The 16,090-nt window shown below is 71.9% G+C and carries 23 protein-coding genes; 13 read left to right on the forward strand and 10 right to left on the reverse strand.

All coding sequences use genetic code 11. The features are described from left to right. Positions 1–89 precede the first annotated feature (89 nt). Entirely contained in the window at positions 90–443 is a 354-nt protein-coding gene (locus tag B5M43_RS13455) for a MerR family transcriptional regulator (protein WP_055988912.1), read from the forward strand. Positions 444–529: 86 nt separating this feature from the next. Here B5M43_RS13455 and B5M43_RS13460 read toward each other — a convergent pair whose 3' ends face one another. From B5M43_RS13460 to B5M43_RS13470, 3 genes are all read right to left on the reverse strand, one after another. Then, positions 530–1,399: a metalloregulator ArsR/SmtB family transcription factor gene (locus tag B5M43_RS13460; RefSeq protein WP_082542967.1), complete on the reverse strand. Its 870-nt coding sequence runs from the start codon at positions 1,397–1,399 to the stop codon at positions 530–532. A gap of 160 nt (positions 1,400–1,559) precedes the next feature. Next, complete coding sequence (locus tag B5M43_RS13465) at positions 1,560–2,087, reverse strand: GNAT family N-acetyltransferase (RefSeq protein ID WP_134746780.1); 528 nt, start codon at positions 2,085–2,087, stop codon at positions 1,560–1,562. After that, positions 2,078–3,379, reverse strand: coding sequence for an NAD(P)-binding domain-containing protein (locus B5M43_RS13470; protein WP_134746750.1), 1,302 nt, complete (start codon positions 3,377–3,379; stop codon positions 2,078–2,080). The genes B5M43_RS13465 and B5M43_RS13470 overlap by 10 nt, the downstream gene beginning before the upstream one ends. Before the next feature lie 90 nt (positions 3,380–3,469). Here B5M43_RS13470 and B5M43_RS13475 point away from each other — a divergent pair, with 90 nt between their 5' ends. From B5M43_RS13475 to B5M43_RS13485, 3 genes are all read left to right on the forward strand, one after another. Next, positions 3,470–3,817, forward strand: coding sequence for a metalloregulator ArsR/SmtB family transcription factor (locus B5M43_RS13475; protein ID WP_134746752.1), 348 nt, complete (start codon positions 3,470–3,472; stop codon positions 3,815–3,817). A gap of 87 nt (positions 3,818–3,904) precedes the next feature. Further along, on the forward strand, positions 3,905–4,111 hold the full coding sequence (locus B5M43_RS13480) for a hypothetical protein (protein ID WP_134746754.1): 207 nt from the start codon (positions 3,905–3,907) through the stop codon (positions 4,109–4,111). After that, complete coding sequence (locus B5M43_RS13485; RefSeq protein WP_230668159.1) at positions 4,074–4,532, forward strand: DUF6098 family protein; 459 nt, start codon at positions 4,074–4,076, stop codon at positions 4,530–4,532. Before B5M43_RS13480 ends, B5M43_RS13485 begins: the two co-directional genes overlap by 38 nt. A gap of 21 nt (positions 4,533–4,553) precedes the next feature. Here the strand turns inward: B5M43_RS13485 and B5M43_RS13490 are convergent, their stop codons facing one another. From B5M43_RS13490 to B5M43_RS13500, 3 genes are read right to left on the reverse strand one after another with little or no spacing between them, the layout of a single operon-like run. Beyond that, positions 4,554–5,516 carry a carbohydrate ABC transporter permease gene (locus B5M43_RS13490; RefSeq protein ID WP_134746756.1) on the reverse strand — a complete coding sequence of 321 codons (963 nt, stop codon included), beginning with the start codon at positions 5,514–5,516 and terminating at the stop codon, positions 4,554–4,556. After that, on the reverse strand, positions 5,513–6,409 hold the full coding sequence (locus B5M43_RS13495; protein WP_134746757.1) for a carbohydrate ABC transporter permease: 897 nt from the start codon (positions 6,407–6,409) through the stop codon (positions 5,513–5,515). The genes B5M43_RS13490 and B5M43_RS13495 overlap by 4 nt, the downstream gene beginning before the upstream one ends. Then, positions 6,406–7,782 (reverse strand): ABC transporter substrate-binding protein, encoded by a 1,377-nt coding sequence (locus tag B5M43_RS13500; RefSeq protein WP_230668161.1) that lies wholly within the window; start codon positions 7,780–7,782, stop codon positions 6,406–6,408. Before B5M43_RS13500 ends, B5M43_RS13495 begins: the two co-directional genes overlap by 4 nt. A 239-nt stretch (positions 7,783–8,021) precedes the next feature. Here B5M43_RS13500 and B5M43_RS13505 point away from each other — a divergent pair, with 239 nt between their 5' ends. Beyond that, complete coding sequence (locus tag B5M43_RS13505; RefSeq protein WP_134746761.1) at positions 8,022–8,507, forward strand: ferritin-like domain-containing protein; 486 nt, start codon at positions 8,022–8,024, stop codon at positions 8,505–8,507. Positions 8,508–8,566: 59 nt separating this feature from the next. Here the strand turns inward: B5M43_RS13505 and B5M43_RS13510 are convergent, their stop codons facing one another. Continuing rightward, positions 8,567–9,241 (reverse strand): DUF6766 family protein, encoded by a 675-nt coding sequence (locus B5M43_RS13510; RefSeq protein ID WP_134746763.1) that lies wholly within the window; start codon positions 9,239–9,241, stop codon positions 8,567–8,569. 2 nt (positions 9,242–9,243) lie between these two features. Beyond that, entirely contained in the window at positions 9,244–9,372 is a 129-nt protein-coding gene (locus B5M43_RS15210) for a hypothetical protein (RefSeq protein WP_268777923.1), read from the reverse strand. Positions 9,373–9,583: 211 nt separating this feature from the next. On the opposite strand from B5M43_RS15210, the gene B5M43_RS13515 reads away from it, so the two are divergent. Together B5M43_RS13515 and B5M43_RS13520 are read left to right on the forward strand one after the other, a co-directional pair. Further along, entirely contained in the window at positions 9,584–10,060 is a 477-nt protein-coding gene (locus B5M43_RS13515; RefSeq protein ID WP_055988919.1) for an SRPBCC family protein, read from the forward strand. Between the two features lie 116 nt (positions 10,061–10,176). Continuing rightward, entirely contained in the window at positions 10,177–10,503 is a 327-nt protein-coding gene (locus tag B5M43_RS13520; RefSeq protein ID WP_134746765.1) for an ATP-dependent DNA ligase, read from the forward strand. Positions 10,504–10,575: 72 nt separating this feature from the next. Here the strand turns inward: B5M43_RS13520 and B5M43_RS13525 are convergent, their stop codons facing one another. Continuing rightward, positions 10,576–10,914, reverse strand: coding sequence for a hypothetical protein (locus B5M43_RS13525; RefSeq protein WP_134746767.1), 339 nt, complete (start codon positions 10,912–10,914; stop codon positions 10,576–10,578). A gap of 149 nt (positions 10,915–11,063) precedes the next feature. On the opposite strand from B5M43_RS13525, the gene B5M43_RS13530 reads away from it, so the two are divergent. The 3 genes from B5M43_RS13530 to B5M43_RS13540 all read left to right on the forward strand — a co-directional run bounded on the left by B5M43_RS13530 (position 11,064) and on the right by B5M43_RS13540 (position 13,009). After that, positions 11,064–11,768 carry a GTP pyrophosphokinase family protein gene (locus B5M43_RS13530; protein WP_134746769.1) on the forward strand — a complete coding sequence of 235 codons (705 nt, stop codon included), beginning with the start codon at positions 11,064–11,066 and terminating at the stop codon, positions 11,766–11,768. Positions 11,769–11,843: 75 nt separating this feature from the next. After that, a complete protein-coding gene (locus B5M43_RS13535) occupies positions 11,844–12,518 on the forward strand; it encodes a ThuA domain-containing protein (RefSeq protein ID WP_134746771.1) in 675 nt (224 codons plus the stop codon). Beyond that, positions 12,515–13,009, forward strand: a complete 495-nt coding sequence (locus tag B5M43_RS13540; RefSeq protein ID WP_134746773.1) for a glutaminase — start codon at positions 12,515–12,517, stop codon at positions 13,007–13,009. The genes B5M43_RS13535 and B5M43_RS13540 overlap by 4 nt, the downstream gene beginning before the upstream one ends. Here the strand turns inward: B5M43_RS13540 and B5M43_RS13545 are convergent. Next, a complete protein-coding gene (locus B5M43_RS13545) occupies positions 13,006–13,728 on the reverse strand; it encodes a LysR substrate-binding domain-containing protein (RefSeq protein ID WP_134746774.1) in 723 nt (240 codons plus the stop codon). The genes B5M43_RS13540 and B5M43_RS13545 overlap by 4 nt on opposite strands. Positions 13,729–13,856: 128 nt before the next feature. Between B5M43_RS13545 and B5M43_RS13550 the strand changes: the two genes are divergently transcribed. The 3 genes from B5M43_RS13550 to B5M43_RS13560 form a co-directional block, all read left to right on the forward strand. Further along, the gene (locus tag B5M43_RS13550; RefSeq protein ID WP_134746776.1) at positions 13,857–14,156 is read left to right on the forward strand and encodes a hypothetical protein; all 300 of its coding nucleotides are present in this window, start codon (positions 13,857–13,859) and stop codon (positions 14,154–14,156) included. A gap of 152 nt (positions 14,157–14,308) precedes the next feature. Then, a complete protein-coding gene (locus B5M43_RS15385) occupies positions 14,309–15,718 on the forward strand; it encodes an AAA family ATPase (RefSeq protein WP_167626814.1) in 1,410 nt (469 codons plus the stop codon). Between the two features lie 177 nt (positions 15,719–15,895). Next, positions 15,896–16,090, forward strand: a 195-nt coding sequence (locus B5M43_RS13560; protein ID WP_230668036.1) for a transposase, incomplete at its 3' end; no start/stop codon positions are given.

Genomic DNA, 16,090 nt, shown 5'->3' on the forward strand with positions numbered 1-16,090 from the left:
CCGCGGGCGCGCTCAACCCTACCGTAACGTGAGGGTTGAGCTCGGGAGGGGGCCGCGTGCTGGATGACGACGCCGTGCGAAGCGGGACCATGCACATCGGCGAGCTCGCCGAGCGCGCAGAGCTGTCGCTGCGCACCATCCGGCACTACGACGAGATCGGCCTGCTCAAGCCCTCGGCGCGCACCGACGGCGGCTTCCGGCTCTACACGGAGCGCGACCTCGCACGCCTGCTGCTGATCCGCCGCATGAAGCCGCTCGGATACTCGCTCGAGCAGATGGCCGAGCTGCTGCGCATCGCCGACGGTCTCGATGCCGACCCGGAGCACGCGGTCGCGAGGGAGCGTCTGGCGCGCCTGATCGCCGACGCGGAGGAGCGCCGCGAGAAGGCGCGCGCCCAGCTCGCGATGGCCGACGAGTTCATCGAGCTGCTGCGCCGCCGCTGAGCGGCGCCGGGGTGCGAAGGTATGCGAAACGCACCTTTCGACGCCGCACCGCATGCATTTCGCATACCTTCCGGGCGTCGCCGGCGTCAGAGCAGCTCGTCCAGGAGAGCGCGGACGCGGCGCTCGACGTCGTCGCGGATGGGGCGCACGCCCTCGAGCGGCAGGCCCGCGGGATCCGCGAGATCCCAGTCCAGATAGCGGATGCCGGGGTACACCGGGCAGACGTCGCCGCAGCCCATCGTGACTACGACGTCCGCCGCGCGCACGGCCTCGTCGGTCAGGGGCTTCGGGAACTCCCCGCCGACCGTCACGCCGATCTCGTCGAGCGCGAGCGCGATGGTCGAGCGCATGTCGGGCGCCGGAAGCGACCCGGCGGTGCGCACGCGCACGCGATCCCCCGCGAGGTGCCGCAGGATGCCCGCCGCCAGCTGCGAGCGGCCCGCGTTCTGCACGCAGACGAACAGCACCTCGGGGCGGTCGCGGTGGGAGCGGTCCGCGCGCGCGAGGGCCTCGAGCCGTCCGGCGGCGAAGGCCGCCGTGCGCGAGGCGAGGTGCCGGGGCGGCTCGTCGCCGCGGGCGAGCAGGTCGCGGCTCTCGCGCACGTACGCCGCGACGGTCTCGGGACTGAAGACCCCGCGGAAGCGCAGCGCCAGGTCGGCCGCGATGCGGTCGAGGTCGGGTTCGGCGCCGCGCGGGGCGGCGCCCACGAGCTCGGCGACCGCGTCGACGCGATCGGGCGCGACCGAGAACCAGGCCCGGCGGCCGTCCTGCTCGCGCGTCACCAGACCCTCGGCGAGCAGCGCCTTCATGTGGTGGCTCACGGTCGGCTGGCGCAGCTCCAGGCGCTCGGCGAGCTCGCCGACGCGAGCGCGCCCGTCCGGTGCGTCGAGGATCAGCCGCAGGATGCGCGCGCGCGTCGGATCCGCGAGCGTCGCGAGCGAGCGTGCGGCATCCATAGATGCAAGTCTATGTGCGGTGGGAGCCGCCGGCGGCGCTCGGGGTGCTCGTTGGGCGACCGAGCGCCAGCGAGGGAGACGAAACGGTCGAAGCGTGCCGGCGGGTTCGACGCCGTTTCGACTCGCTTCGCTCGCTCAACGATCACGGGGGCGTCCTCGCTCAGTCGGGGCGGCGGCGTTCCAGCAGGATCGTGTCGAGCCACTCGCCCGTGTGCGGGCCCGCCTGGGCCTGCGCGATCCGCTCCCGGCGGCCGACCTCGCGGAAGCCCTCCGCGAGGTGCAGGCGGAAGCTCGCGGAGTTCTGCGGGAAGACCGACGACTGGATCGTCCAATACCCCGCGGCGTCGGCCGCCGCGATGAAGGCCCGCAGGAGCGTGCGCCCCACGCCGCGCCCGCGCGCGGCCGACGCGATGTAGATCGAGTGCTCGATCACGCCGCGGTACACCGGCCGCGCCGAGACGGGCGAGGCGGCCGCCCAGCCGAGCACCGCGCCGGTCTCGTCGACGGCCACGAGCCGCGGCGCGGCGACCTTGCCCGCGTCGAACGCCTCCCACGACGGGGTCGCGGTCTCGAACGTGGCGACGCCCGTGTCGATGCCCTCCCGGTAGATGCGCTCGACCGCGGGCCAGTCCTCGGGCGTCAGGTCGCGGATCGAGATCACGGATCCATTCTCGGCCGTCAGCAGCATCCGCCCGCGGACGTCGAGCACACCCCGGTCGCGGGAAGCGTCAGCTCGACGCGCCCCGCCGACGCGGCGTCGCCCGCGAGCCACGCGACGACCGAGCGAACCTGCTCGTACCCGGTCTTGAGCAGGAACGTCGGCGCCCGGCCGTAGCTCTTCATGCCCACGATGAAGAAGCCCTGCTCGGGGTGCGCCAGCTCGCGGTACCCGTGCGGCGACACCGTGCCGCACGAGTGCACGTTGGGGTCGATGAGGGGCGCGAGGCGACGCGGCGCCTCGACGATGTCGTCGAGCTCGAGCCGCAGCTCGCGCAGCATGCCGAGGTCCGGCCGGAAGCCCGTCGCGGCCACCACCAGGTCGGTGTCGTGCGCCGCTGCCTCGCCCGCGCGCCGGCCGTGCAGGCGCACGCCGTCGCCGGCGGGTTCGGCGCGCAGGATCTCGAACCGGTCGAGCACCTCCACGCGGCCGTCCGCCACGAGACGCTCGAGCCGGGCGCCGAGCGCTCCGCGCCCCTCGAGCTCGTCGCCGCCGGTCGAGATCCGGGCGGCCGCCGCGTTGCGGATGAGCCACGTCACGCGGGTGCCCGGCTCGTCGCGCGCGAGCGACGCGAGGGCGATGAGCGTGTTCGCGGCGGAGTGCCCGGCGCCCACGACGGTCGTGTGGCGGCCGGCGAAGCGCTCCCGGTCGGCGCCGAGCACGTCGGGGAGGGCCGGAGCGACCCGGTCGGCGATCGCGTCCCAGCCGAGCGGGGCGAGCCCGCCCGACCCCAGCGGGTTCGCCTGTCCCCAGGTGCCCGAGGCGTCGATCACGGCGCTCGCGGTCTCGTCGACGATCGTGCCGTCCGCCAGCCGCAGGCGCAGGGCGAACGGCGCCCGGGAGCGACCCGCGGTGCGCGTCCGGTCCATGCCCTCGCGCGTCACGGCCAGCACCTCGACGCCCGTGCGCAGGTGCGGGGCGATCGCCGGATGTGCCGAGAGCGGCGCGACGTACTCGTCCACCAGTTCGCGACCGGAGGGGGCGCGCCCCGCGGCGGGCGCCCGCCATCCGGTGGGGGCGAGGAGGCGCGCGGCCGCGTCGTCCACCAGGTGCTCCCACGGCGAGAACAGGCGCGTGTGGCCCCACTCGCGGATCGCGGCGCCGGCCGACTCGCCCTTCTCGAGCACGACGAACGGGATGTCGCGCTCCGCGAGGTTTGCGGCCGCGGCGAGCCCGATGGGCCCCGCGCCGATGATGGCGACGGGAAGCGCGTTCGCCCGCGCCGTCGCGGCGGGAGCGGGGGTGAGGTCGATGAGGGTCATGTGCGGCTCCTGGACAGGATATCGATGGCTGTCGATGTCCGAGTCTGCCCCGCTCTATCGATGGATGTCAATATCGACTATGATCGATGCATGCCCGGTCCCGCACTCGACGTCATCCAGCCCGCCGGCGCGTGCTGCGCGCCGCTGCAGCGCGAGCCGCTCGCGGCCGCGGAGGCCGAGGACCTCGCGCGCACGATGAAGGCCCTCGCCGACCCGGCGAGGCTGCGACTGCTGTCGATCGTGGCGGCGAGCGAGGGTCAGGAGGCCTGCGTGTGCGACCTGATCGACCCGCTCGGGCTCGCCCAGCCGACGGTGTCGCATCACCTCCGGGTGCTGACCGAGGCGGGGTTCCTGGCGCGCAGCAAGCGCGGGACATGGGCCTACTACGCGCTGGTGCCCGGGGCGCTCGACCGCATCGCCGACGTCCTGCGTCCCTGATTCGCGTCGCGCGCTCGCCGCGTGGCTGACCCCCGTGCACGTGTCAACCCGTTGAGCGGGCGTGGCCGCGCGCCTAGCGTCGGGGCCATGAACGCCCAACATCCGTCGATCCACGAGTGGTGGCCGAAGCTGTCGATCCAGACCAAGGAGGCGCTGCGCGAGAGCGCGGGCGACCTCACGCCGGAGGTGCGCGAGGAGATCTCGCAGCTCACCGGCACGGACGTGCCCGAGGGTGCGTCGCTCAGCGAGGAGGATCGTGACTTCATCCGCACCCAGTCCGAACCCGTCGACTGACGCGGGCCTGCCGGCGCTGACCACGCTCGCCGAGCTCGCCGAGTTCGTGCGCGCGCGGGACGCGTCGTACATCCGCTATTCGGAGGGGCCCGATCACGACGCGGCCGAGCAGAGCCGCGACACGGAGAGCGGGCTCGACCTGCCGGGGCTGTCGGTCAACCCGCTGCATCCGGAGTCGTGGTGGACGCGTCCGCTCGAGGACTGGCTCGCCCGACAGGTGCGCCAGTACGCCGAGCTCGCGGAGAAGAACCCCGACCGCTACGCGTGGGTGCTCGACGGCCGCACGGTCGGCCGTGGACCGGACTGCGAGCCGCTGCTGGCCGAGATCCGGCCCCTCGCCACGCTGACGCCCGAGCTGCTCGACGAGGCCGCCGAGCGCTACGAGCGCGTCTTCGACGCGGGCCGCGGCCCCGAGGACTGAGCCTCGGATACACGCCCGCGGTCAGCCCTTCACGCCGCCGGCCGTCACGCCCTCGATGATGTGCTTCTGGGCGACGAAGAACAGCACGATCATGGGGATGGTCGTGATCACGCTCGCGGTCACGAGGATCTCCCAGTGCCACTCGCCGCCGAAGCCGAAGTTGTCGACGAGCGCCTTGAGTCCTCGCGGCACCGTGAAGTTGGCCGAGTCCCGCAGGTAGATCAGCGATCGCATCAGGTCGGTCCACACCGCCTGCACCTCGAACACGAGCGTCACCGCGATCGCGGGGCGGCTGAGCGGCAGCCCGATCCGCCAGAACACCTGCCACGGGTTGGCGCCGTCGACCCGGGCCGCGTCGAACAGGTCGCGCGGCAGCGACAGCATGAACTGGCGCAGCAGGAAGATGTAGAACGCGCTGCCGAACAGGTTGTGCGCCCACATCGGGATCAGCGTGTTGACCGTTCCGAGCGAGTTCCAGATCAGGAACGTGGGGATCATCGTGACGGCCCCCGGCAGCATCATCGACCCCAGCACGAGCGCGAACAGCGGCCCGCGCCCCCTGAACCGGTAGTACGCGAAGCCCCACGCGACCATCGCGCTGGAGAGCGTCACGGTGGTCGCCGCGAGGACCGTGACCAGCAGCGTGTTGGTGAGCCAGAGCGCGAGCGGCGCCTCCTGCCACACCTGCACGTAGTTGTCGAGGATGAACGTCTCGGGGATCAGCCGGTTGTCGAACACCTCGCCGCGCGGCTTGAACGAGGCGCTCACCAGCCACACGAACGGGTACAGGAAGACGACGCCCACCGCGGTCAGCGCGATCACGGTCAGGACGCGCCCCGCCCGCGTCTGTCGGCGCCGCGACGGCAGCCTCCGCTGCTTCGCGGCGACCTCCTCCCGCGGCTCGGTCGCGACGGGGGCGACGACCAGCGCCTCGGCGCCGCCGACGGGCCCGGGCTTCCCCAGCGATCCGGACAGCGTGCTCATCGCGCGGTCCCTCCCTCGTAGTGGACCAGGCGCCGCGAGACGACCGCCTGGATCGCCGTGACGACCATGATCACCAGGAAGAGGAGCCACGCCATGGCGGCCGCGTACCCCATGTTGAGGAACTGGAACGCCTGCTGGAACAGGTAGATCACGTAGAACAGGGCCGCGTCGTTGCCGTAGGTGGTGTTGCCGGCACCGAAGAACGCGGTGTAGGCCTCGTCGAAGGTCTGCAGGCCCGCGATCGTGTTCACGACGACGATGAAGAACACGGCCGGGCTGATCATGGGCAGCGTCACGCTGAGGAACTGCCGCCACCATCCGGCGCCGTCGATGCGCGCCGACTCGTACAGCTCGTCCGGCACACCGCGCAGTGCGGCGAGCAGGATGAGGACGGACGCGCCGACCGTCCACAGGCTCATGATCACCAGACCCGGCTTCACCCAGGCCGGGTCGGTGGTCCAGGACGGCCCGTCGATCCCGACCGTGCCGAGCGCCGTGTTGAACAGGCCGTTCTGTCCGTTGAACAGCAGCAGGAACAGGATGCCCACCGCCACCGGCGGGGTCATCTTGGGCAGGAAGAACACGGTCCGGAAGAACCCGGACGCGCGTCCCGCTCGCGCCAGCAGCAGGGCCAGCGCGAGCGAGACGATCACGTACAGCGGCACCTGCACGACCGTGAAGAACAGGGTGTTCGACAGGGCCAGGGCCACCTTGGGGTCGGAGAACAGCTCCGCGTAGTTGTCGAAGCCGACGAACGTCGGATCGTTGATCACGTCGTAGTCGGTCAGCGACAGGTAGGCGCTGTAGATGAGGGGCCACGCGGTGAAGACCGCGAACCCGATCAGCCACGGCGACAGGAAGAGCAGCGCGGCGCGGTTCTCCCGCCGGGTCATCCCTCCTCCTGCGACTGCTCCATCTCGGCCCAGGCGTCGTCGAGCGCCTTCTGCGCGGTCTGCTGCGCCTCCGCCAGAGCGTCGGCGGGCTCAGCCTCGCCCGAGAGCACCGAGTTCACGGCATCCTGCATCGCCGACTCGAACTCCGCGTCGGCCGGGCTGGCGGGCAGCGCGAACGTGTGCTCGTTCGCCTCGTAGGTCGACGCGACCGCGGTGTCCCACGGCTCGCCGCCCGAGGTGACCATGCCCCGGATGAGCTCGTCGGCCTCGGCGTTGCCCGTCAGCAGGCCGGTGAAGGGCTTGCCCTCCTCCTCGCGCAGGTCCAGGCGGGCCTGCGCGGCGGCCTCCCACGAGTCGACCGCGGTCATCACGCGCGCCCAGCGGCACGCGGCCTCCGGGTTGGCGGCGCCGGCCGGGATGGCCCACGCCGAGCCAGAGGAGAACGCGATCGGCTCGCCCTGACGGTCCTTGACCGTCGTGAACGCCATCGGCGCATCCGGCGAGACGTCGCCCAGCACGTTGATGTACCACTGCTCCATGGGCATCGCGCCGAGGAGGTCGGTCGCGAACTGGTTGCCCTCGCCGAAGAAGTCGGCCGAGTCGCGGTACGCCTTCACGTCGCCGAACCCGCCCTGCGCGTCGTAGATCGACACCGCCCACTCGAGCGCCTCGATCGCGCCCGGGTCGTCGAGGTTCGCCTCGCGGCCGTCGGCGCTGAGCAGGTCGACGCCGTTCGCCTTGGCCCACAGCGGGAAGAACTCGGGCAGCTTGCTGTCGTACCCGATCACGCTCAGCTTGCCCCCGTCCGAGCTCGTCAGCGCCTCGTTCGCCGCGCTCACGGCCTCCCAGTCGGACCCGTCGACGTCCGACAGCTCGAGGCTCGCCTGCTCGAGCAGGTCGGCGTTGGCCATCGTGACCTGCACGACGTTGAACTCCGGGATGCCGTAGACCTGGCCGTCGAGCGTGACCTGCTCGATCGCCGACTCCACGAACATCCCGGTGTCGATGCCCTCGCCCTCGATGCAGCGCTCGAGCGGGACGATCGCGCCGCGCGCCGCGAGCGATCCGATCTGGTCGCGGTTGGCGTAGATGAGGTCCGGCGGGTCGCCCGTCGCGGCCGCCGAGAGGAACTGCTGCAGGTCGAGCTCGCCCTCGGCGACCGAGACCTCGACCTCGCCGAGCGCCTCCTTCGCCAGGTCCATGCGGGTGGTCGCGACCTCGTCCACGCCGCCGAAGCCCATGACGCTGAGCTCGCCGGTGAGCTCGGCCTCCGAGTCGTACTCGGCGCCGGAGTCGTCGGCACCTCCCGTGCCGACCGCGCACGCGGTCGTGAGGACGAGGATCCCGCCCGCCATCAGCGCCGAGGCGGCCATTCGATTGCTTCTCATGTGATCCACTCCCGTCGTCGCTCCCCCTGGGGCGACGCTAGGAGCGGTTCCCGGAGGCAAGAAGCGGCTTGACAGAAGCGCGCCTCGGCCGTACCCCCGCCCAGCGGGCGTGCGTAGCGGCGTATGCGGCCGGGCGCAATCCCCTGACGACGGCACGGCCGGCATGCCTACGGTCGACGACGTGCCGGCCGACCGCCGGCGACCGCAGACGCAAGGAGGACCACATGAGCCAGACCCACCTGGAGACCCCGGAGGACCTGCTGCGCTTCCAGCTGCGCACCGCCATGACGATGGAGGAGGACTCGCTCGCGGCGCTCGGCGAGCTCGCCGAGGCCGCGAAGTCGGCCGACATCAAGAAGCTCTTCACGCACCACGCGGAGGAGACCCGCGAGCAGATCGCGAACCTGCAGCAGGTCTTCAAGCTCCTCGAGGTGCCCGAGTCGACCGCCGCGTCGCCCAGCACGAAGGGCATCGGCAAGCAGGCCGAGGCGCTCATCGCGCGCACGGCGCCCGAGCTGCGCGACCAGGTCACGCTCTCGGCGGCCCTCGGCAACGAGCACTACGAGATGGCGGCGTACGAGGCGCTCATCCTGCCGGTCCAGGTGCTCGGCGCGACCGACGCCCTCGCGCTCCTGAAGGCCAACGCCGAGCAGGAGATCCACACGAGCCAGGAGCTGTCGAACCGGCTCAAGCAGCTGCTCGGCGCCTGAGCGGCTCACGCGGAGAGGGGCGGATCCCGCGCGGGATCCGCCCCTCTCCGCGTGCGGGCCTACTCCGACTCGAGCGCCGCGGTGCCGTTCGGGGTTCCGACGGGCTTGGACTCGGCCGAGCCGCGCTGGCGCAGGTAGATCGAGAAGGCGACCATGCAGCCGACCGCGAGGAACTCGGACTGCCAGTTCTGCAGCGTCCGGTTCCAGAACTCGGGACTCGCGACGTAGGACGGCCACGTCATCGGCAGCTCGCCGTGGTCCATCGCCTCCTGGTTCGCGACGACGAGCCCGCCGAGCGACTGCGCCCACCATGACAGCAGGAAGATCGTGCCCATCACGAGCAGCATCGAGTTCGCGAGCAGCCAGCGGCGCCACCCGTCCGCCCGCGCCCACGGCGGCGAGTCGGGGCGGGCGTGGCGTCCCACCATCTGGTCCTCGTCGGTGCCGAGCCCCTCGTCGCCGGGCTTCTTCGACTCGGGCGACCCGCGCTGCACGAGCCACACCGTGGCGAGGATGAACAGGAAGAACTGCAGGAACTCCGACTGCCAGTTCTCCGACACGTCGACCAGGAACTCGGACGACGTCACGAACTCGCCCAGCGAGATGGGGGCCTGGTCGTGCCGGATGAGCTCCTCGTTCTCGTTCGCGTGGCCGACGAGCGCCTGTCCCAGCACCGTGAGCGCGAAGAGGGCCAGGAAGAACAGGCTCAGGGCGTTGTCCTTGACGGCGCGCATGCTCACCTCCCGGCCAGCGGCAGCACGATCATGACGGCGAGGCCCGCGATCACGATCGCCATCCAGCTCCAGAAGGCGAACCGCATGCCGGCGGTCTCCTCGACGGTCTCGTCGCTGTTCGTGTCTGACATGCCTGCACGCTACGAGCGCCGGGCGGCGGGTCGCCACGGGGTTGACAATCGGCGCCGCGGGCGAGAAGTGCTCCCGCTCAGTGAGCCGGAGGGGGGGAAGGCGGGCGGGTTCTAATGACCGCTCCTGCCTACGTCAACCCCGTTCATGCCCGCGCGCGACGTGCCTAGCGTCGACTGCACAACGTGAGTGACCGAGCAATGGAGGCATGACATGACCACCACCCTGACCGCCGAGATCGACGTCGACGCCCCGGTCGACGTCGTCTACAACCAGTGGACCCAGTTCGAGTCGTTCCCGGAGTTCCTGGGCGCGGTGAAGGAGGTGCGGCAGATCGACGACGTGCGCACGCACTGGACGGTCAGCATCGCCGGCAAGGAGGAGGACTTCTACGCCGACATCGTGGACCAGGTGCCCGACTCGCACGTCGCGTGGCAGAGCACGGACGGGACCTTCCACGCCGGCCGCGTCGACTTCCAGCCGCACGGCAACGAGACGCGCGTGAAGCTGCGCATGGAGTGGGAGCCGGAGGGCTTCATCGAGAAGGTGGGCGCGGCCCTCAACATCGACGACGCGCAGGCTCAGCTCGATCTGCAGAGGTTCAAGAAGTTCATCGAGAGCCGCGGCGCCGAGACCGGCGGATGGCGCGGCGAGGTCCACGGACGACAGGAGACCAGTCCCGACCAGTGAAGCGGATGAGGGTCCCCGGCTCGTATACCGGTATCGATTCCTTCGTTTAGGGTCACGAAGCGTCGTTCCGCGGGACGGGGGACTGTCGCGCTCGCAAGGTGAGTATAGTCGCGACTATGGGGCGATTCATCTACGGAGCAGGCGGCGATTCGGTCGAGGTCGACGACCGGACCCTCGCGCATCTGCGCATCGTCGTCATGAACAAGCTGCGCCGAGGCGAGCCGTTCATGTACGACACCAAGCTGGGCGACGGGATCGGGCGGCGGAGCTTCTGGCTGCACCCGTCGGTGCCGCTCCAGTTCCACTTCTCGGGCGGCAGGGCGCCGCGCATCAACCGCGCGTGGCTCGACGAGCTCATGAAGGCCGCGAGCGGCCCGAACGGGCTCACGGTCATGCCGGAGCCGCCGGACCCGGCAGAGGCGCGGGGCGCTCCCGACGAGTGACCCGCAACGCGACGAAGTCCCCGCCACGGCATCAGCCGGGCGGGGACTTCGCTTCGGGGGGTGTGGGAGGGGTCAGGCCGCCGGTGCGGCCGGTTCGAGCGTCGCCTCGCTGCTGACGTGCTCGGACACCAGGGTGATGCCGCCGAGCGCGTTGGCCGACTGCGCCAGCTCCTCGAGCCACTCGCGGTTCAGCTCGGGAGCCACGGCCGCGTCGAACTGGAAGCGCACGGGGATCGAGGGGTTCAGCCAGATGGTGCTGCGACCCGCACCGTCCTCCTCGGGGTGCTGCCACGACACCGGGAAGCTCTCCTGGCGACGGAGCTTGCTGACGACGACCACTTTGAGATGCGCCAGCGCTCGATCGTCGATGTGGATCGGCGTCGAGTCCGTGCCGTAGTGAAGGATGCCCATGTGGACCAGGATACGGGATTCCTTTCGGGCACTAATCGTTCTCCTGACCAGTCACGTAACGCTGGGTCCGATACGCGGAAAGGCGCCGTATCCCGCGCCGGGCGCGGGCTCCCAGCCCGCTCGTAGAACCGGCTCATAGCGTGACGCGCATGGCCTCCCTGCCCGTCGACGACGACCTGATCGAGCACGTCCGCGGGCTGCGCGACGAGATGACCCGGTTCCTCGCGGAGTACCGCTTCGGCATGCGTGAGATCGAGACGAAGATGTCGATCCTGCGCGAGGACTTCGAGCACGCCCACGCGTACAACCCGGTCGAGAACGTCAGCTGCCGGCTGAAGTCGCCGGACTCGATAGCCGAGAAGGTCGCCCGCAAGGGCATCGAGCCGGACCTCGAGTCCATCCGGGCTCAGATCACGGACATCGCCGGAGTGCGGGTCACATGCAGCTTCGTGCGTGACGTGTACCGGCTCTTCGAACTGCTGGTGTCCCAGGACGACGTCACGGTCCGCGAGGTGAAGGACTACATCGCGAACCCCAAGCCGAACGGCTACAAGAGCCTGCACGCGATCGTCGAGGTCCCGGTGTTCCTGTCCACCGGGACGGTGCACGTGCCCGTCGAGGTGCAGTTCCGGACGATCGCCATGGACTTCTGGGCGAGCCTCGAGCACAAGATCTACTACAAGTACGACAAGCAGGTGCCGACCCGGCTCACCGACAGCCTGCGAGAGGCCGCGATCACGGCCGCGGAGCTCGACGCGCGCATGGAGAGCCTCCATCGCGAGATCCACGGCGAGCACGCGGCGCCGGTCGCTCCGCTGCGCACGCTGCCGTCGGGCCGCGCATCCCACGCCTGAGGCGGCGTCACGCTTCCCCCGGGCGCGGCGCCGTCGCGTGCGCTGAGATGATCGACGAGACCGATCGGAGGCGGCATGTCGACGCAGACCACCCCGCGGGCACTGGTGGCCGTCGGAACCGGGCGCTATGCCGACCCGTGGCATCCGTTCGCGCGCACGGGCGCCGCGGTCGCGGACATCCTGCGCGGCGACGGCTTCGACGTCGACGTGGTGCCGGATGTCGACCGGGCGCTCGCCGCGCTCGTCGGCGTCGACCTGCTCGTGGTCGCGGCCGGGGATCCCTGGCGGGAGGGGGAGAGGATCGCGCCGCCGGCGGCCTCCGTCGACGGCCTCGCCGCCGCGCTCGCCCGCGGAATCGGGGTGCTCGCCCTGCACAGCGCAGTCGCGAGCCTCCGCGACCATCCGGAGTGGGCGCCGGCCGTGGGGGCGGTCTGGCGGCCGGGCACGTCGTTCCACCCGGCCGCCGGGGTCACGTGGATCCGGACCGAGGCGGACTGGGGCGAGGACTTCGACGTGCAGGACGAGCGGTACTGCCGCCTGCAGCCGATCGGCCGGTCGACGCCGGTCGCCTGGCACGAGGGGGACGAGGCGGGCACGGGCCCCGAGCCGGCCGCCTGGGTGCGCGAGCATGGCGCCGCGCGCATCGCGGTCGACGTGCTGGGACACGACGAGCGCTCGTACGAGCCGGAGGGGCACCGCGCCCTGGTCCGGCGGCTCGCGCGGTGGACGGTGGAGCGGGGCGCATCGTGAGGGACGACGTCTCGCGGCTGTTCGACGTCGCCCGCGGCCGCCTCGCGGGGCTGCCGCGCGAGGCGCTCGGCGAGATCCGGGAGCCGGGACGCGTGCGCGCGATGCTGGGCGCCGGACCGCGGATGACGCGGGTCGGCGACGCGTGGCGCGTGGGCGCGCTGCTGATCGGCGACACCGAGGTGCTCGAGGCCGGCGAGGTGCTGCGCGCGCAGGATCCGGGGCGGCGCGGTTACGCGGCGGAGTCCGCGCGGCGGCGCGCTGAGCTGCGCGCCCTGGCGCTGCGCGGCGGGTTCGCGGCGGGCGAGACGGTGAACCTGGGCTGGCGCGCGATCGACCTGCCCGCCGTGGCCGCGGGCGGATCCGACGGCCCGCTCACCTGGGACGGCGACCGGGCGATGATCCGCTGGGCGGCGTCCGGTGCGCTGATGCCCCTCGCCTCCTACCTCGCGGAGCGCATCGACCTGCTGCGCGACCCTCCCGGCGGGGCCTAGCCGCGCGACGAGTTGGATGTGCGGCCGCGCACGATCCCCACGAAGGCGTCCACGTCGGGCGTGGTGCGGTCGGCGTGCCACGCGAGCGCCACGGACGAGACCGGCCCGCCGCGCAGCGGGCGGTACGTCACGTCGCGCCGGTGATGCAGGCGCGCGAGCGACATCGGCACGATCACGACGCCGACCCCGGCGGCCACGGTCGCGATCGCGTCGGCCGTGGTCTCGGGCGCCTCGAAGCGCGGCGGCTCCGTGCCGGGCAGCTCGAGCGTTCCGAGCACGTCGTCGCGCGGGGTGATCACGACCTCGCCCGCCAGATCCTCGGGGTCGAGCTCGTCCGCCGCGGTGAGCGCCGAGTCGACGGACGCGACCACGACCGGCTCCTCGTCGTACAGCGCGATCACGTGCAGGTCCTCGCGGTCGATGGGCAGCCGCACGATCGCCGCGTCCACGTCGCCGGCGAGGATGGACGTGCGTTGCTCCTCGGCGGCGAGCGGCACCAGCTCGAGCGCGACGTGCGGCATCCGCTCGCGCCAGCGGTCGATCCACTTGCCGGGCGTCGCGCCGGCCACCGCGCCCAGCCGGAAGGTGCGGGGCTCCTCCGGGGCGGGCTGCGGTGCGGGCCCGGGCTGCGGGCTCGGGACGCGCCGCTGAGGGGTGCGTGCGCGCGCCGTGCGCGCGGGAGCGCCGCGTCGCCTGCCGCCCCGTCCCGTCTGCGCCATTCCGCCAGATTACGCGGCGCCGCCTGGGGAGGCCTCCCCGCCGCCGCAGTCCCACACAGTGGGGGTGCGACCGCTACCCTGGCGCAGGGAGCGCGAGCGCGCTCCCGCAGATTCGGGAGGGAATCACCATGGGTTTCACGGAGTGGGCCAAGTCGGTCTTCGGCGGCGCCAAGCAGGCCGCGACCGAGGCGACCGCCAACGTCAAGGAGTTCGCCGCCGAGGCGACCGAGAACGTCTCGGAGTTCGCCGCCGAGGCCACGGAGAACGTCAAGGAGTTCGCCGCCGAGGCGACCGAGAAGGTCAAGGACGTCTCGGAGGACGTCGTCGCCAAGGTGCAGGATGTCGCCGGCGACGCCACGGAGAAGGTCAAGGACGTCTTCGACGGGGACCAGCCCGCTGCGGGCCAGACCCAGACGCCCGGCGCCTGAGCCGACCGCGAACGGGGCCGATCCGCGCTGCAGGCGGCCCCGTTCCGTGCGCGGAGCTCGGATCGCGCGCGGGTACGGTTGATTCCGAGTTCTTTCACGCGGATCCGCACAGAATGCCAGGTCCCGCGTCGACGCACAGCCAAGGAGACCCCGTGACCGATCGCGACGACATCCCCGACCGGCCCCGCATCTCGGTCGTGACCGATGACGACGGGTCCGGAATGGTGACCGTCGACGGCTCCACCCGTCCGGTCAGCGCCCCGGACGCCGCGGGCGCCCGCAAGGCGGTGCTCGCGATGGTCGTCGAGGTCGCGCAGCAGTACGGCCGCCCGGTGCGGGTCGCGGCGAGCGGCAGCGACGGGCTGCGCACGCTGATCGTCGCTCCGGACGGCGCCGTCGAGGAGGCGATCGAGTCGCCCGCGCCCGCCGCCGTCTCCGGTCCGTCCGTGCTCGCGCCCGAGATCGTGACGAGCGTGCCGCGGTCCGCCCCGTCCGTCGTTCCCGCCGAGAACCCCGCGCAGCCGGAGCCCGCGCCCGCCGGCCCCGCCCCCGTGTCGGCCGCGGCCGCCCCCGTCGAGACCGAGTCGGTCGTTCCCGACGACGCGGGCGCCGAGCCGCTCACCCGACGTTCGGCCCGCCTGCTCACAGCCCGCGACTTCGTCGAGACCGCGGCGCCGACCAAGCCCGTCCCCGCGACCGAGGGCTGGCGCGGATCCTTCAACCGCATGGGCTTCCGCCTCAAGCCGGGCAAGGAGGAGCAGGCGCGCCGCGACCGCCGCGAGACCATCCAGCGCGCGTTCTCGGGCCGCAAGACCATCGCGGTCATCGGCGAGAAGGGCGGCGTCGGCAAGACCACCACGACCTACCTGCTCGGCGCGACCCTCGGTCGCGTGCGCGGCGGCAGCGTGCTCGCGTGGGACAACAACGAGTACAAGGGCACGCTCGGCATCCGCGCCCTGCGCTCGCCCGACCACGACCACACCGCGATCGACCTGCTCAACCACGTGCAGCAGACGGATGCGCCGCTCAGCGCCGCCGACCTGATCGACTTCGTGCGCGCCCAGGGCGAGAACAAGTTCGACGTGCTCGCGTCGCAGAGCCTCGACGGCGACAGCGACGTGATCGACGAGGAGGCGTTCGGCCTGCTCCACGACACGCTCGCCCGCTCCTACCGCGTCATCATCGTCGACACGGGCAACAACTCGAAGGCGGGCACGTGGCAGTCCGCCGTCGCGGCCGCCGACGTGCTCGTGCTCACCACGATCGTCAAGGAGGACAGCGCACGCACGCTCGCCTCGATGGCCGACACGCTCGTCGCGCACGGCCACGAGGAGAAGCTGCGCAACGCCGTCACCGTGATGAGCCACCCGTCGCCCACCAGCTACCCGGACCTCGAGCGCCGCCTGCTGCGGCACATGGGCGAGCTGACGCGCGAGGTCGTGTCCGTGCCGTTCGACCCCGCGCTCGACCGCGGCGACGTGATCGACTACGACGCGCTCAGCGACGAGTCGCGGGAGGCCTGGCTGGAGGTCACGGCGGCTGTCGCGGCGGGGCTGCGGTAGGTTCCGCTCCGGCTTCAGGGGGTCTCCGGCTACAGGGCCGCTCCGGCTCCGGGGTTCCGGGCTTCAGACCGCTCCGGCTCCGGGGGATCCGGTCGCGAACTTGGGGCCCGGGTCGCTTCGCTCCCCCCTAGGGCGTGTCTGACAAATAGTTCGGCGGCGCGCTGAGAGTCTGAGGTCGTGACGCGGTTTCAGGTGCTCTCGGATGCTCAGTGGTCGTTGCTCGAGGAGATGCTGCCGCGCCCGACCGGGCGCAGGGGACGGCCCTTCGCGGACGCGCGGTTGATGGTCGAGGGCATCGTCTACCGGTATCGGTGCGGGATCGCGTGGCGGGATCTGCCGGAGGTGTTCGGGCCGTGGCAGACGGTATGGACC

Source organism: Microbacterium sp. MEC084 (genome assembly GCF_004514465.2).
In the GTDB taxonomy this organism is placed as follows: Bacteria; Actinomycetota; Actinomycetes; order Actinomycetales; family Microbacteriaceae; genus Microbacterium.

Bases quoted from the DNA above. Each gene is read 5' to 3' on its own strand.
- B5M43_RS13455 (WP_055988912.1), top strand. From the start codon at position 90: ATGCACATCGGCGAGCTCGCCGAGCGCGCAGAGCTGTCGCTGCGCACC.
- B5M43_RS13460 (WP_082542967.1), bottom strand. From the start codon at position 1,399: ATGGATGCCGCACGCTCGCTCGCGACGCTCGCGGATCCGACGCGCGCG.
- B5M43_RS13465 (WP_134746780.1), bottom strand. From the start codon at position 2,087: ATGCTGCTGACGGCCGAGAATGGATCCGTGATCTCGATCCGCGACCTG.
- B5M43_RS13470 (WP_134746750.1), bottom strand. From the start codon at position 3,379: ATGACCCTCATCGACCTCACCCCCGCTCCCGCCGCGACGGCGCGGGCG.
- B5M43_RS13475 (WP_134746752.1), top strand. From the start codon at position 3,470: ATGCCCGGTCCCGCACTCGACGTCATCCAGCCCGCCGGCGCGTGCTGC.
- B5M43_RS13480 (WP_134746754.1), top strand. From the start codon at position 3,905: ATGAACGCCCAACATCCGTCGATCCACGAGTGGTGGCCGAAGCTGTCG.
- B5M43_RS13490 (WP_134746756.1), bottom strand. From the start codon at position 5,516: ATGAGCACGCTGTCCGGATCGCTGGGGAAGCCCGGGCCCGTCGGCGGC.
- B5M43_RS13495 (WP_134746757.1), bottom strand. From the start codon at position 6,409: ATGACCCGGCGGGAGAACCGCGCCGCGCTGCTCTTCCTGTCGCCGTGG.
- B5M43_RS13500 (WP_230668161.1), bottom strand. From the start codon at position 7,782: ATGGCCGCCTCGGCGCTGATGGCGGGCGGGATCCTCGTCCTCACGACC.
- B5M43_RS13505 (WP_134746761.1), top strand. From the start codon at position 8,022: ATGAGCCAGACCCACCTGGAGACCCCGGAGGACCTGCTGCGCTTCCAG.
- B5M43_RS13510 (WP_134746763.1), bottom strand. From the start codon at position 9,241: ATGCGCGCCGTCAAGGACAACGCCCTGAGCCTGTTCTTCCTGGCCCTC.
- B5M43_RS15210 (WP_268777923.1), bottom strand. From the start codon at position 9,372: ATGTCAGACACGAACAGCGACGAGACCGTCGAGGAGACCGCCGGCATG.
- B5M43_RS13515 (WP_055988919.1), top strand. From the start codon at position 9,584: ATGACCACCACCCTGACCGCCGAGATCGACGTCGACGCCCCGGTCGAC.
- B5M43_RS13520 (WP_134746765.1), top strand. From the start codon at position 10,177: ATGGGGCGATTCATCTACGGAGCAGGCGGCGATTCGGTCGAGGTCGAC.
- B5M43_RS13525 (WP_134746767.1), bottom strand. From the start codon at position 10,914: ATGGGCATCCTTCACTACGGCACGGACTCGACGCCGATCCACATCGAC.
- B5M43_RS13530 (WP_134746769.1), top strand. From the start codon at position 11,064: ATGGCCTCCCTGCCCGTCGACGACGACCTGATCGAGCACGTCCGCGGG.
- B5M43_RS13535 (WP_134746771.1), top strand. From the start codon at position 11,844: ATGTCGACGCAGACCACCCCGCGGGCACTGGTGGCCGTCGGAACCGGG.
- B5M43_RS13545 (WP_134746774.1), bottom strand. From the start codon at position 13,728: ATGGCGCAGACGGGACGGGGCGGCAGGCGACGCGGCGCTCCCGCGCGC.
- B5M43_RS13550 (WP_134746776.1), top strand. From the start codon at position 13,857: ATGGGTTTCACGGAGTGGGCCAAGTCGGTCTTCGGCGGCGCCAAGCAG.